Annotated in this window: 11 protein-coding genes; 3 read left to right on the top strand and 8 right to left on the bottom strand. The window is 64.4% G+C overall.

Going from position 1 to position 13780, the window contains the following annotated elements; all coding sequences use genetic code 11:
• Positions 1-78 precede the first annotated feature (78 nt).
• Positions 79-1197, top strand: coding sequence for an acyltransferase family protein (locus tag PQV96_RS12560; RefSeq protein WP_273623107.1), 1119 nt, complete (start codon positions 79-81; stop codon positions 1195-1197).
• A 47-nt stretch (positions 1198-1244) separates the two neighbouring features.
• Here PQV96_RS12560 and rnk read toward each other — a convergent pair whose 3' ends face one another.
• Complete coding sequence (rnk, locus tag PQV96_RS12555; protein WP_273623106.1) at positions 1245-1658, bottom strand: nucleoside diphosphate kinase regulator; 414 nt, start codon at positions 1656-1658, stop codon at positions 1245-1247.
• A gap of 205 nt (positions 1659-1863) precedes the next feature.
• On the opposite strand from rnk, the gene PQV96_RS12550 reads away from it, so the two are divergent.
• A complete protein-coding gene (locus PQV96_RS12550) occupies positions 1864-3099 on the top strand; it encodes a PA0069 family radical SAM protein (RefSeq protein WP_273623105.1) in 1236 nt (411 codons plus the stop codon).
• 181 nt (positions 3100-3280) lie between these two features.
• Here the strand turns inward: PQV96_RS12550 and PQV96_RS12545 are convergent, their stop codons facing one another.
• A complete protein-coding gene (locus PQV96_RS12545) occupies positions 3281-4348 on the bottom strand; it encodes a sodium-dependent bicarbonate transport family permease (RefSeq protein ID WP_066695513.1) in 1068 nt (355 codons plus the stop codon).
• A 95-nt stretch (positions 4349-4443) separates the two neighbouring features.
• Between PQV96_RS12545 and PQV96_RS12540 the strand changes: the two genes are divergently transcribed.
• The gene (locus PQV96_RS12540) at positions 4444-5343 is read left to right on the top strand and encodes a LysR family transcriptional regulator (RefSeq protein ID WP_066695511.1); all 900 of its coding nucleotides are present in this window, start codon (positions 4444-4446) and stop codon (positions 5341-5343) included.
• 11 nt (positions 5344-5354) lie between these two features.
• Here the strand turns inward: PQV96_RS12540 and PQV96_RS12535 are convergent, their stop codons facing one another.
• Genes PQV96_RS12535 through PQV96_RS12510 form a run of 6 tightly spaced genes read right to left on the bottom strand, consistent with a single transcriptional unit; the run spans position 5355 to position 13641 of the window.
• On the bottom strand, positions 5355-7109 hold the full coding sequence (locus tag PQV96_RS12535) for a phosphoethanolamine transferase (protein ID WP_207373076.1): 1755 nt from the start codon (positions 7107-7109) through the stop codon (positions 5355-5357).
• Positions 7110-7152: 43 nt separating this feature from the next.
• Complete coding sequence (gene nosR / locus PQV96_RS12530; RefSeq protein ID WP_207373075.1) at positions 7153-8496, bottom strand: response regulator c-di-GMP phosphodiesterase, NosR family; 1344 nt, start codon at positions 8494-8496, stop codon at positions 7153-7155.
• A 54-nt stretch (positions 8497-8550) separates the two neighbouring features.
• The gene (locus PQV96_RS12525) at positions 8551-9513 is read right to left on the bottom strand and encodes an ATP-binding protein (protein ID WP_207373074.1); all 963 of its coding nucleotides are present in this window, start codon (positions 9511-9513) and stop codon (positions 8551-8553) included.
• A complete protein-coding gene (locus tag PQV96_RS12520; protein WP_273623104.1) occupies positions 9510-10388 on the bottom strand; it encodes an HDOD domain-containing protein in 879 nt (292 codons plus the stop codon). Before PQV96_RS12520 ends, PQV96_RS12525 begins: the two co-directional genes overlap by 4 nt.
• Positions 10385-10609, bottom strand: a complete 225-nt coding sequence (locus PQV96_RS12515; RefSeq protein ID WP_207373072.1) for a hypothetical protein — start codon at positions 10607-10609, stop codon at positions 10385-10387. Before PQV96_RS12515 ends, PQV96_RS12520 begins: the two co-directional genes overlap by 4 nt.
• Positions 10610-10665: 56 nt before the next feature.
• A complete protein-coding gene (locus PQV96_RS12510) occupies positions 10666-13641 on the bottom strand; it encodes an EAL domain-containing protein (RefSeq protein WP_273623103.1) in 2976 nt (991 codons plus the stop codon).
• Between the last annotated feature and the right edge of the window lie 139 nt (positions 13642-13780).

Genomic DNA, 13780 nt, shown 5'->3' with positions numbered 1-13780 from the left:
GAGGGCTTTACCTCCACGCCCTCCTATCGCCCAAGCCCACTGCCGCTGCGGGTGAGCACCGGCAATTTCGCTGTCTGCATGTCTCAAGTTTCCTCTCGCCTGCCACTTCTGGACACCGCCAAGGGTTTGGCTTGCGCAGCCATCGTCGCGCACCACCTGGCGTTCTATGGCCCCATGTCTGATATTGCGCAGCCGCTGGCGCCTGACCTCATGGCCTGGCTGTACGACTACGCGCGCATGGCGGTGCAGATCTTCCTGGTGCTGGGCGGCTACCTCGCTGCAGCCAGCCTGGCACCGGAAGGCGTGGCGCGCTTTGATTCGGCAGGGCAGCAGGTGGGCAAACGGTTTGTGCGGCTGGTGGTGCCCTACGTGGTGGCGCTGCTGGTCACGGTGCTGGTCAGTGCCCTGGTGCGGCCCTGGTTCGATCACCCCTCGGTGCCTGGAGACCCAGATGTTGCCCAGCTAATCACCCACGCGCTGCTGCTGCACAGCGTGGCAGACCACGAATCGCTGTCGGCGGGGGTGTGGTATGTGGCCATCGACTTTCAGCTCTTCACCCTCAGCGTCCTGGCATTCGCTGCCGTGCGTGCGCTGCCGCAGGGGCTGCCCCGCCAACGCGCCGCATGGGTGGGCCAGTGCGCGGTGGTGACCGGGGTGGCAGCCTCGCTCTGGGGCTTTAACCGTGACGCCCAGTGGGATGTGTGGGCGGTGTATTTCTTTGGCGCCTACGGCCTGGGCATGATGGCCTTCTGGGCCAGCCGTGCGCCGCGCGCTGCGGGCTGGGTTGGGGCCATGGCCGTGTTGGGCGTTGTGGCTCTGGTGGTGGACTTCCGGGGGCGCATTGCGCTGGCGCTTGCAACGGCCTTGCTGTTGGTGTGGGCCATGCGCACCCCTGCGGTACGCCAGTGGCAGGGAGTGGCTCCGCTGGTGCGACTGGGGCAAATGTCCTACTCGGTGTTCCTCATCCACTTCGCGGTGTGCCTGCTGGTCAACGCGGTGGTCAGCAGCCTGTGGCCCACTTCGCCCGGCGCCAACGCGCTGGGCATGGTGGCGGCGTTTGCGCTGTCTTTGGTGGCTGGTCAGTGGCTCTACCGCCGGGTGGAGCGGCACACGCCGTCGCTGCCCACGTTGTTGCGCTGGCAGGCCAGTCTGGTGGCTGCCGGGGTGCTGGTGCAACTGGGGAGCAACTGGGCTTGAACGAGGGGCGTACGCTACGGGCTCGCGCCGCCGCCCCATGCACGCGCTCAGCGGTGCAATTCGCCCGAGCTTTCGGGCTGGTACACGATTTCCTTGACCTGCACCGTCATGGCCTTGCCGCCGGGGCCAGGCCAGGCCAGTTCGTCGCCCACCGCCAGGCCCAGCAGCGCACTGCCCACGGGGGCCAGGATGGAAATCTTGTCAGCGCTGCCGTCCATGTCGCGTGGGTAGACCAGCGTCAGGCAAAACTCCTTGCCTGTCTCGACGATCAGGAACTTCACCGTGGAGTTCATGGTGACCACGTTGGGCGGAATCTCCTCGGGCGCCACCACATCTGCCCGGTCCAGCTCGGCCTGCAACTCTATCTTGCCCGGAAAGACACTCGCGGGCATCGCTGCAATCAGGGCTTCGATACGGTCAACATCCAGAGAAGAGAGAACGATTTGGGGCTTGCGCGCCATGGCAGTACCTTGCGTTGATTGAAAAGGCGGGACTGAAGCCCACCGGGCAATCTCGCACTGGGGTGTGCGGGCATTGCCTCAGGCGCTGTGGCGGTGGCGACGGGGGCTGTTGTGCGATGGCTTGGCGTGCCATGACGGCAGTGCGGACACAGTTGCGCGGGTTGTTACAGCCAATTTTCTCAAAAAACTGTATATTTATACAGTTATGAGCCATGCCGATGACACCTTCCCCGACGACCTCCCGGCGCCCCCGGCAGAGGTGCGCATTCCGCTGCAGGCCCTGCGGGGGCGGGGTGCGGCGTCCAGCATGGCGCACCGGTTCAGCCCTGATGTGCGCGAAGTGGCTGACGATGGGTGGGGGTACACCGGCACATTGCACATGCCCGGGTCTGTGGTGGCAGAGCGCCGCGCGGAATATGCCGAGGCGGCCCAGGACGGCGAGGCGCATGGGTGGCACAGCAGCGGGTTGATTGCCCCCGCCACCCGCGTGCATCTGGAGACAGCGCGCAGCGCCCTGTGTGCCAACGATTCGCCTGATATCTTTTTTGAGCTGTCGGTGAACCCCTACCGGGGCTGTGAGCACGGGTGTATTTACTGCTATGCCCGTCCCACGCACAGCTACCTCAACTTTTCGCCGGGGCTGGATTTTGAAACGCAGATTGTGGCCAAGCACAACATTGCCGAGGTGCTGCGCAGCGAGCTGGCCCAGCCGCGCTACGTGCCCAGGCTGGTGAACATTGGCTCAGCCACCGATTGCTACCAGCCTGTGGAGCGCGAACTGAAGCTCACCCGCAGTCTGATCGAGGTGATGCAGCAGGCGCGCCACCCGTTTTCGCTCATCACCAAATCCAGCGGCGTGGAGCGCGACCTGGATCTTCTGGCCCCTCTGGCCGCGCAGCGCCTGGCGGCGGTGTACGTCACCATCACCACGCTCGACCCGGTACTGGCCCGCCGCATGGAGCCGCGCGCCGCCGCGCCCCACCGGCGCTTGCGCACAATTCGCGCGCTGGCTGACGCGGGCGTGCCCGTGGGCGTGAGCGTGGCGCCGCAAATACCGTTCATCACCGAAGACATGGAACACGTGCTGGAAGCCGCCCATGAGGCAGGTGCGCGCTCGGCCTTCTACACCGTGCTGCGCCTGCCGTGGGAGCTGGATTCGCTGTTCCGTGAATGGCTGTCTGTGCACTATCCGCAGCGCGCCGCGCGGGTCATGGCCCGCGTGCAGGATTTGCACGACTTGAGCGACGCCCAGCGCGGCGCTGGCAAAACCTACGACAGTGACTTTGTCACCCGCATGAAAGGCAGTGGGCTGTGGGCAGACTTGCTGCGCCAGCGCTTCGCGGCCGCCTGTCGCCGCCTGGGGCTGAACCGCGAGCGCGAGGGGCTGGACCTGACCCAGTTTCGCCCCGGCCTGCTGCGTGGGCAAAGCAGCTTGTTTTGACGCCGGGGCTGTTGCTGCTTTTGCCTGTGGTGTGCAGCAGGCGCCCCATAGGTTTTTAATGAAAATCGGCTCTAGCGCTCATGGGTAAAGCGCTAACAGCTATTTAATTGATAGCGGTACAGGTTGCCTCAGTCCGCCTCTCCACGAAAGCCGCCAGGCAAACTGCTGGGCGGCTCCATGCTCAACCACCCCACAGGCGCAACACCACCTGCGTGTACAGCGGAATGCCCACCAGGATGTTGAGCGGAAACGTCACCCCCAGCGACAGGCTGACGTACAGCGAAGGGTCTGCCTCAGGAATGGCGTAGCGCACCACGGCGGGCACGGCGATGTAAGACGCGCTGGCGGCCAGCACCATCAGCAGCGCCGCGTCGCCTGCGGGCACCCGGGCCAGCCACGCCAGGGCCAGGGCCAGCCCGGCGTGCACCAGCGGCCCCAGCACGGCATAGGCCAGCAGCCACGGCGACTGCTTGCGCACGGCAGGCAGGTTGCGCGCTGTGGAAAGGCCCATGTCCAGCAGAAACAGGCAGAGCATGCCCTTGAACAGGTCGCCCGAAAACGGCTGCATGGCAGCCTTGCCCGCATCGCCCGTGACCAGGCCGATGACCATGGCGCCCAGCAACAGCAGTTGGGTGCCGTCGGTGAGGGATTCATGCAGGATCTTGCCCACCGACAGATGCGGCCCAGCCTTGCCCGCAGTGGCTGAGCCTGAGGCACCCAGGCTGCCCGGGCTGGGCAGGGTGGCTGCACCGGAGGGGGACATGGCCACCATCTGCGCTGCATGGGTGGCGGGCACCCCCTGCCGCTGGCGCAGTGCGTTGGCCAGCATCACGGCCAGGATGATGGCGGGCGACTCCATCAGCGCCATGGCGGCGGCCATGTAGCCGCCATAGGGCACGGATTGCGATTCGAGATACTGCGTCGCCGTCACAAACGTCACCGCGCTGACCGAGCCATAGGTGGCTGCCACCGCCGCGGCGTTGAAGCCCGACAGCATTCGCCGCAGCAGCGCGTAACCCATCAGGGGCACCACCACGGCCAGCAGCACCGCCAGCCCCAGGCTGCTAGCCACGCTGGCGGTGAATCCCGAGGCAGCCAGCGCAAAGCCGCCCTTCAGGCCCAGTGCCATCAGCAGGTAAATCGACAAGAACTTCGAGATGGCCGCAGGCATTTCCAGGTTCGACCGCACCAGGCCCGCAAACACGCCCAGCGCAAAAAAAAGGACCGCAGGGTCCAGCAAACTTTGCATTTTTCTACTCCAAAGGGATGACTGGGGTGGATGCTAGAGACAGCAGAGCGCAAAGTAAAATCGATTCGAATGCGGTTATCTATAGATAAAAATCTATGAACATCACCTTTCGCCAATTGCGACTGTTCCTGGCGCTGGCTGAAACCGGCAGCGTGAGCGCCGCCGCCAAGGTCATGCACGTGACCCAGCCCACGGCCTCGATGCAGCTGCGCGAGGTGACGCAGGCCGTGGGCGTGCCGCTGTACGAAGTGGTGTCGCGCCGCGTGTACCTGACCGAGGCCGGGCAGGCCCTGGCCCGCACGGCGCGCGCCATTGCCGGGGAGTGGGATGCGTTTGAGCAAAGTATTTCGAGCGCCAAGGGCCTGACCAGCGGCCGGCTCAAGGTGGCGGTGGTGAGCACCGCCAAATACTTTGTGCCCCGTTTGCTGGGCAGCTTTTGCAAGCTGCACCCGCAAATCGACATTTCGCTGGAAGTGCTCAACCGCGACCATGTCATCACCCGCCTGCGCGCCAACCAGGACGATCTCTACGTGATGTCCATGCCCCCGGGGGATTTGCCGCTGGAGGACCAGATCCTCATGCCCAACCCGCTCGTGGTCATCGCCGCCGCAGGCCACCGGCTGGCCGCCCGGAAACGGGTGACGCTGGCGCAGTTGCAGGGCGAGCGGTTCATCTTGCGCGAGAAAGGCTCAGGCACCCGCATGGCTACCGATGCACATTTGCGCCAGCTGGGCTTTACGCCCAGTGCCGTGCTGGAGCTGGGCAGCAACGAGGCGATCAAGGAATCGGTAGAAGGGCAACTGGGCGTGTCCATCGTGTCCCGGCATGCGCTGGGGCCGCATTGGGATGGTCTGGCCATCCTGAACGTGCAGGGCTTTCCCATCCAGTCGCAGTGGCACCTGGTGTGGCCCAAGGGCAAGCGGCTGTCGCCCATTGCCGAGGTGTTTCGCGGCCACCTGATCGCCCAGGCCGCGGTGTGGATGCAGGGCCGCTGACGGGCGGCCGCTCAGCTCTTGGCTGGCGCGGGGGCCGCCTGCTTGGCGGCCACGGTCTTGCGGCAGGCGCTGAAGATGTCCAGCTCGGGCTGGTACGCGCCCGTCTTCACATCCATCAAGCCCAGCACCGAGTGGAAGTAGTTGTCGTGCGTGATGCGCTGCTGGGCCAGTTCTTTTTGCAGGCAGGGTGTGGCCGTGCCCGTGCGCGACTGCATGGCGGGCGAGAGCCAGGTGATCCATGGCACATGCTTTTGCACGTCAGGTGCAATGGAGTAGGGTAGGCCGTGCAGGTAGATGTTGTTCTCACCCAGCGATTCGCCATGGTCTGCTACATAAATCATAGCTGGTTGCGCTTGATTGGATTGCTTTCCAAGCCAGTTGAGCACTGAATCCAGAAAGTGGTCGGTTTCCACGATGCTGTTGTCGTAGGCGTTCACCACCTGCTGGCGGTCGCATTCCTGCAGCGCGTTGGATGTGCATTCGGGCAGGAACTTCTTGCGCTCTGGGGCTGAACGCTTGGAGTAAGCGGGGCCGTGGCTGCCCATCTGGTGCAGCACCACCACAGTGCCGCGCTGGCGCTGCTCGGCGGGCAGGTCTGCCAGGCGCTGGTCCAGGCCCTTGAGCATGATGTTGTCCAGGCAGTCGCTGCCAGTGGGGCACAGTTCGGGGTCTTTCTGTGCCGAAGTGTTGGCGTTGGGAATGCGGTCGCAAGTGCCCTTGCAGCCCGATTGGTTGTCCACCCACAAAACGGCCAGGCCTGCGTGCTGCAGCACGTCCATCAAGCCTTCGAAGTTGGCGCGGCGCGCCTCGTAGCCATTGCGGCCCAGGTGCGAGAACATGCACGGCACCGAGGCCGCCGTGCTGGTGCCGCAAGCCCAGGCGTTGCCAGCGCTGATGAGGTCTGGCCGGGCCGCCAGCAGCGGGGTGGTGTTGCGTTCGTAGCCGTTGATGCCAAAGTTGCCCGCGCGGCCGGTTTCGCCCAGCACCAGCACCAGCAGCGGTGGTTTGGACTGGCCTGCGTAGCTGGCACCCAGTTGGGCATCGCGCCCCACGGGCAGGATGGTGCGCGTGTCCATGCGCAGCGGTTTGGTGGCAATGTTGCCCAGCGCATAGACGGTGTTGAGGGGATTGATCAGGTAGCGCAGCTGGGTGTGGTTGCGCATGGTGGAGGCAAAGTCCTGGAACACCAGCAACACCGCACCCACGGCCACCAGCACGGCGGCGACGAAAAGCCCCGCGTTGTGGAGCGTTTGCCGCAGCGGTGCCAATGGGCGCACGGGTTGGCGAACCAGCCACGCCACTGGGGGCACGGCCAGGGCGCCGACGGTCAGCGGCAGTTGCCAGTTCAGCAGGTCGCCCGCTTCCTTCACATCGGTTTGCAGCACGTTGGTGAGCATGCTGGCGTCAATCGCAATACCGTAGGCCAGCATGAAATAGGCGCCAAAGGCCGCCACCAGCACCAGCAAGCCAGCGGCGGGCTTGAGCGTCCAGCGCCAGGCCAGCAGGCTCAGCAAGGCGGCGTTGCCCGCAGTGACCAGCACCATGAAGGCCGCCAGGAAAGCCCAGCCGCGAACGCCGGTGTTACCGGGCAGGTGGAGCACTTCTCGCCACAGCGGCACATTGCACACCGCGGCCATCCAGACACTGATCCACAGCACGACCCAGGCGGGGTGCAAACCCTGCGCCGAGGGCTGTGATGTGGAAGAGGCGTGGGAAGCACCAAAAAATGGGGCGCGCGGCAGCAGCCGTTGCAGGATGAGGGGCATGCGGACGATTGTTGAAACCGCCACTTAACCCCACATTAAGAAACTACCCCGGCATGCGAATGTCCAGCGCCAGGTTCAATCCTTCGGCCATCGCGTATTTGCGAATGCGGCTGATCATGTCTGCGCTGAGCACATGCCCGGCAGACAGCAGCATGACCCCCTCTTTCGAAAGCAGATCCTTGCCCAGCACCATGCCGGGCTTGAGATGGTCGGTGCTGACGGGCTCGATGCGCACGGGCTTGGGCTTGACCTCTTGCGTGATGTGCAGGAAGACGTCCACCACCTCGGGGTCGAATTGCGTGCCGCGCCCGCGCTGCAAGATGGTGCGCGCTTCCGCTTCCGTGAGCGACGCGCCGGTGAGGTGCCCGTGCGTCATGTCGTCGTACGTATCCACCACCGCCAGGATGCGCGCGCCCCGCGGAATCTGCGTGCCCTGGAGTTGGTCCGGGTAGCCGGTGCCGTCAAAGCGCTCGTGGTGGGTGCGGATCAATGTGGCCACGGTCTGGTGGTCGTCCAGCGCCATGAAGGCCTGCGCGCCCAGCACCGGGTGGCGCTGGTAGCTGGCCAGTTCTTCCGGGGTGAGCTTGCCCACGGGCTTGCTCATGATGGAGTCCGGCAAGGCCATGAAGCCCATGTCGTGCAGCAGCCCGGCCACAAAGATGTCCTGCACTTCGTCTTCGGGCAGGCCCATGGTCACCGCCACCTTGCGTGCCAGGTTGGCGCAGCGCTTGCCATGCCCGGCCAGCACGCCGCTGCGCAGTTCCATCACGCTGGAAAAGATCTTGATGCTGGTGAGGTAGTTGCGCCGCAGTTGGTCGTTGGCCTGGCGCAGCTCGTTGGTGCGCTCTTGCACCCGCTGCTCCAGCCCGGTGTTCAGGGCTTTCAGCTCTTCGTTCTGCGCGCTCGTCAGGGCTTGCAGGCGGTCGCGTTCACGCTCCAGCTGCCTGCGCTCGGCCGCCTGGCGCACGGTCAGCCGCAGTTCGGTCTCGTCCCAGGGCTTGTGGATGTAGCGATAAATCTGCCCTTCGTTGATGGCCGCAACCGTGGCCTTCATGTCGGCATACCCCGTGAGCAGAATGCGCGCGGTGGCGGGCCAGCGGGCTCGCACCTGGGCCAGCAGGGCGGCGCCGTCCATGCCCGGCATGCGCATGTCGCTCACCACCACGTCCACGGGGTGTTGCTCCAGCACGGCAATGGCTTCCGCGCCGCTGCCCGCTTGCAGCACCTTGCAGTCTTCGGCCCGCAGCACGCGCTTGAGGGCTGACAGGATGCTGGGCTCATCGTCCACGCACAGCACGGTCCAGGGCTCGGCAGGTGGGGCGGGCGGCTGGCTGGGCGCTGGCGCCGTAGCCTCGGCGGGGATCAGTGGGCTGTTGTCGGTGTCCATGGCTGCAAAAAGGGTGCGGGGCTGGGCGGTACTGGCAAAGACGCTGAACTGCCGTCAGGCGGCTGGCTGTGTGGCTGCTTCTTCGTGCTGGATGGGCAGCGTGACCCTGAAACGGGTGCCCACCCCCAATTCGCTGTGCACCTCCATGCGCCCACTGTGCTTTTGCACGATGCCGTAAGACAGTGACAGGCCGAGGCCCGTGCCTTTGCCCACCGGCTTGGTGGTGAAGAAGGGGTCAAAAATACGCTGCAGGTTTTCTTGTGCAATGCCTGCGCCAGTGTCGGCCACCTCCACCCACACATTGCGGCCCTCGACTCCGGTGCTGATGGTGATGGTGCCGCGCTCAGCCGTGATGGCGTGGGCTGCGTTGACCAACAGGTTCATGAACACCTGGTTCAGCTCCGAGGGCAGGCACTGAACTTCGGGCAGCGCGCCGTAGTGCTTGACCACGTCGGCCTTGTACTTGATCTCGTTGTTGACGATGTTGAGTGTGGAGTCGATGCCCGCGTGCAGGTCCACGCTTTCCCATTCCTGGCGTGCATCCACGCGCGAAAAATCTTTCAGGTCCTGCACGATTTTGCGCACTCGCTGGATGCCATCGCGCGACTCGCTCATCAGGTTGGGAATGTCTTCCTTCAGGTAGTCAATGTCCAGATCTGCCTTGAGGCTGCGGATGCGAGCCAGTGCTGCTCCGTCGCTCATGCTCGCCTCGGCCTGCTCGTAGGCGTCCAGCATCTGGAACAGGTCTTCCAGGTATTGCTCCAGGGTGCCGAAGTTCGAGAAGATGAAACCGATGGGGTTGTTGATCTCATGCGCCACACCCGCTGCCAACTGCCCGATGGAGGCCAGCTTTTCCGACTGGATGAGCTTGCTTTGTGCATCAGACAGCTTGGAGTTCAACTCCTTCAAGTCCCGGTTGGCCTTGATCAGCTCGCCCACGATGGCGCGGATCTGTGCGTCCGACATCTCGGCCAGCGTCATCTCATGAGGCAGTGGGGACAGTCCGGTGTGGTTCATGGGGCCTCCTTGGCGGGCTTCAGCACGGCATACAGATCGTTGAATTCGCTTTCAATGCTTGCCGGCAGCGCCGGTAGTTCGCGCTCTTGCAGGCCCAGCCGTGCCCACGCTGCGGGGCTGATTCCAGGCACAGCCTCGTTGGGGGCATCGGCCAGGTCCAGTGCGTGGGTGATGGCGTCGGCCACGTGAACGATGTCAATCAGCGTCAGCGCGCCCGAAGGCGGTGGGTGGTGGTAGCCCGCGATGGCATCGGTCACATCGCTGGTAAACCGCCAGTGGCGGCACACCCAGGACCCCAGTTCTGCGTGGTCAATGCCCAGCAGCATGTACTCAGCATCGCAGTGGGGCGTGTCACTGGCCTCTGCCCAGGCAATGGCCTGCGCGGCTTCCAGGGGGTGGTGGCTGTTTACCACCAGTAGGCCCACGTCGTGCAGTAGGCCTGTGGTGAAAGCTGCTTGCTCATCCAGGCCCATGCGCTTGGCAAGCTGGCGGGCTGCGGTGGCGCAGCCTATCGAATGCCGCCAGAACGCATTCATGTGCAGGGACTGGCCGTGCAGCTTTTCGAACTGCAGGGTCAGCGCCGCAGCGATGACCAGGCTGCTGAGCTGGCGCATTCCCAAAATATTGATCGCATCACGAATGGAACGCACCCGGCCGGACAGCCCGTAGAACGGAGAGTTCGCCAGCTGCAGCACTTTGACCGACAAGGCCTGGTCCAGGCTCAGCGTGTTGGTGATGGTGTCCAACTGCACCTCATTGTTCTGCACCAACATCATCAGCTCCTGCACCACGGTGGGCAGTGACGGCAGGGCGCGTACGTCGCGTGCGAGGGCTTCGCGATCAAGCTTCAAGATACGGGGAGGCGGGATTTTCATGGCAGCTCAATTCCGCGGTATTCGAAAAGCGCTTTCTTCAGCACATGGGTCTGGCCTTTGGCATCCAGGCGGCGAAACAGGTAGTGCAGCCGTTGTGCAGCAGGGTTCGCGGCCTTCGCGCCAGATGCTGGCGATGCAGCTTCAGGCGTTGCGCCGCTGGGTGCCGCAACGGGCGTGGCACTGGGTGTGTCGGGCAGTGAGGGGGCGGAATGGGGTGCCATGGACAAGGGCTGGTGTTTTTGATCGGTGCCGTGTTCGCGCTCGCGTCTTTCGCGTCTTAACAGGGTGTTTCGTTGTCGGGCTGTGGCTGTGCTGGGCTATGGTGGTCCGTCAACACCACCATCAGGCCGCGCGGCGGCGTGGTGTTCAGCACGCGCACCTTGCCGCGCCAGTGGGGGCCCTGCCAATGCAGGGGCGGCTGGTAGGAGTGTGGGGCGTTTTGGACTGGGGTCGAAAGTGGTTCCGTCGCCACGGGCGGCAGAGGCTGTTGTAGTACGGCCTCGGCAGGTTCACCCAGCACGGCAATCCGGTGGCCCAGAACGCGCTGGGCCTCTTGGTTGGCCAGCACGATGACTCCGTCGGGGTCCACCCCCAGCAACGGGACGGGCACCAGGTCCAGCATGTCGCGCACGGCGTTGGCGCGGGCTGATTCCTGGTCGATTTGCTGCTGCTGGTCGTTCAGCACCATCTCCAGCCGCTCGTTGGCGGCGGCCAGGGCCTCGCTGGCCGTGACGACTTCGGTGGCCAGGCGCTTGTTTTCGTCGCCCAGTTCCTTGTGGGCAAAGGCCTCGCGCACATGCACGAGCAGCCGTTCGTCATCCCACGGTTTGGTCAGAAAGCGGTAGATGGCGCCTTCGTTGACGGCGTTGGTGATCGACTGTAGTTCGGTGTAGCCGGATAGCACCATGCGCACGGTGTCGGGGTACAGCTCTTTGGCGCGGCGTAAAAATTCAACGCCGGTCATGCCGGGCATGCGCTGGTCCGAAAGCACCACGTCCACTTCGTATTCGGCCATGCGCTGCAGCCCCTCGGCTCCGCTGCTGGCCGTGACGATGCGGTAGCCCTCGCGGCGGAACAGGCGCCGCAGCGCCGAGACGATGTTGGGCTCATCGTCCACCAGCAGCAGGGTACGTTCGCGCCTGCGGGTGAGCAGGTGTGCTGGCAGCGTGATCTTGCTGGCCAGCTGCTGCACCAGTGCGGCGGCGTCCACAAAAGGCGACAGCACCGGGCCCTGCATGCGGTCACAGCCATTGGCAATCAGCAGCGTGAGCTGGCCTGTGGTTTCCACGCCATCCGCCATTACCTTCATCTGCAGGCTGTGCGCCATGTTGATGATGGCCCGGGTGAGCGAGACATCACCGGTGGCTGCTGTCACATCGGGCACGCATGAGCGGTGCACCTTGATTACATCCACCGGCAGGGTGCGCAGCAGGCCCAGGTTAGTGGCGCCCGCGCCGAAATCGCCCAGCGAAATCTCCAGCCCCAGCCCGCGCAGCTGATTCAAGGTCTGCACCAGTTCGGGCGATGCATTGAACAAGGCCTGTTCGCTGATCTCAATGCCGAGCGCTTGCGCTTGAAGGCCGTTGGCCAGAAGGCTTTGGCGCAGCTTGTCCACCATGTCGGGCTGCTGCAATTCCAGTTGCGAGATGCGCATGGACAGGCGCGGCACGCGCACGCCCGCCTGCTCCCAGGCACGCAATTGCTGGCAAATGGCTTCACGCTTCCAGTCGCCCAGCATGACGATCAGGCCGGTTTGCATGGCAATGGGCACAAACTCATGGCCTGGAACACTGCCCAGTGCCTGGCTCGTCCAGTTCATGATGACCTGCGCACCAGCAATCTCGCCGGTGGTCAGGTCGGCCTGCAGTTGGTAGGAAAGGCCCAGCTCACCGCGTTCTGCGGCATGCCGCAGGCCCGACTCGACAGCCAGTTTGCGCAACGCTGCGGCCCGGGCTTCGGGGGTGAAGATCGCGACCTGCTCACCGGTGGCCGGAATGCCCATGCGTGCCGTTTGGGCGGCTTCCAGCAGTTCGCTGGCAGTTTGTGCATCGGCCGGAAAGCGCGCCACACCCACGCGCCCGCCAGGAACAATTTCGGCCGCGCCCAGGCGCTCGGGCTTGGACATGGCCTCCACCACCGCGCGAGCGTGGTGGTAGCCCTGGGGGTCCAGCGCGCTGCTCTCGGGGCTCAGCAAAATCGCAAATTCGCCGCCGTCCAGGCGCGCCACGATGTCGCCGGGCGCGGCCAGCGTGTAAAGGCGTGATGCCACGGCCATGGCCATGGCATCGCCCGCGCCATATCCCATGGCCTGCTTGAGATGGTCCACCTGATCGACCTGGATGGACAGCAGCAAAAACGTCTGCGGGTCCCACTTGGCGGCGTGCACTGCGGCATCGATGCGGTCAAGCAACTGCGTGCGGTTGGCCAGGCCCGTGACCTCGTCGTGGTTGGCCAGCTCCTGGATGCGCTGCTCAGCTTCACGCTGGGCGGTGATGTCCTGGATGATGACGTGGCCATGGCGGCGGCCAGAGCCGTCGGTTTCGACCATGCCACGCTGCAGCACTTCAAGCCGCTTGCCATCGCTGCACACCAGCCGGTGCTGGAACTCGAACGGCTCGTCGGGCAGTGCGCCTTGCCAGATCGAGGCCGCATAGCCGCGCTCTTTCGCGGGCAACCGCTGCAGCAGGCGCCAGCTGGGCACGGCTTCGGGGTGGAATGGCAGCCCCAGCAGCGTATACAGCCCCTTGGACAGCACGGCCTTGCCATGGTCCAGGTCGATTTCTGCCGAGCCGCTGCGGCCCATGGTCTCCGTCTGCTCCAGCATGCGGGCACGCCAGCGAGATGAAAAAGCAATTTGCGCGCGTTGGAGGTCGTCTACCACGGTGATCAGTTCCGCCCCTTCGGCCAGTGCGGGCAGCACCCGCGCATAGGCACGGCCATTGAAGATGCGGCCCGAGGTTGTGGCACAGCTCACATGCCGTTGGCCGTGTCCGATGCCGAGCAGTTGTGGCCACAGCTCTGGCCACTGTCGCTGCAGCCAGGTGACAGGGCGCAGAGCGTCCTCAGGGGCGGCCCCGAGCAATTCGGCAAACCGCCCGTTGATGAGCACGGGCTGGGCATGGATCAGCAAGCACAGCCCCATGGGGGTTGCGTCAAAGATCCGTCGCTTGAGTTCATCGACAGACAAGCACACCTCTGCAGCAGCGCCTCCCGGCGCGGGAGAGGTTTCTGTCGACAAAGAAGAGGTCGTCATCATGCAATCTTTCCGGTGCCTGCGTGCGCGGGTGGCTGCTGGCGAAGCCCATGCACCAGCGCTGTGCATGGTTACATTATGTGACGCGTTTGCTCAATTATAAGCACATTTATCAAATAAATGGTTATTTGATAAATGT

The sequence above is a fragment of the Acidovorax temperans genome, assembly GCF_028596105.1.
In the GTDB taxonomy this organism is placed as follows: domain Bacteria; phylum Pseudomonadota; class Gammaproteobacteria; order Burkholderiales; family Burkholderiaceae_C; genus Acidovorax; species Acidovorax temperans.
Note: the sequence above shows the minus strand (reverse complement) of the source record. Positions and strands in the feature narration are given on the sequence as shown.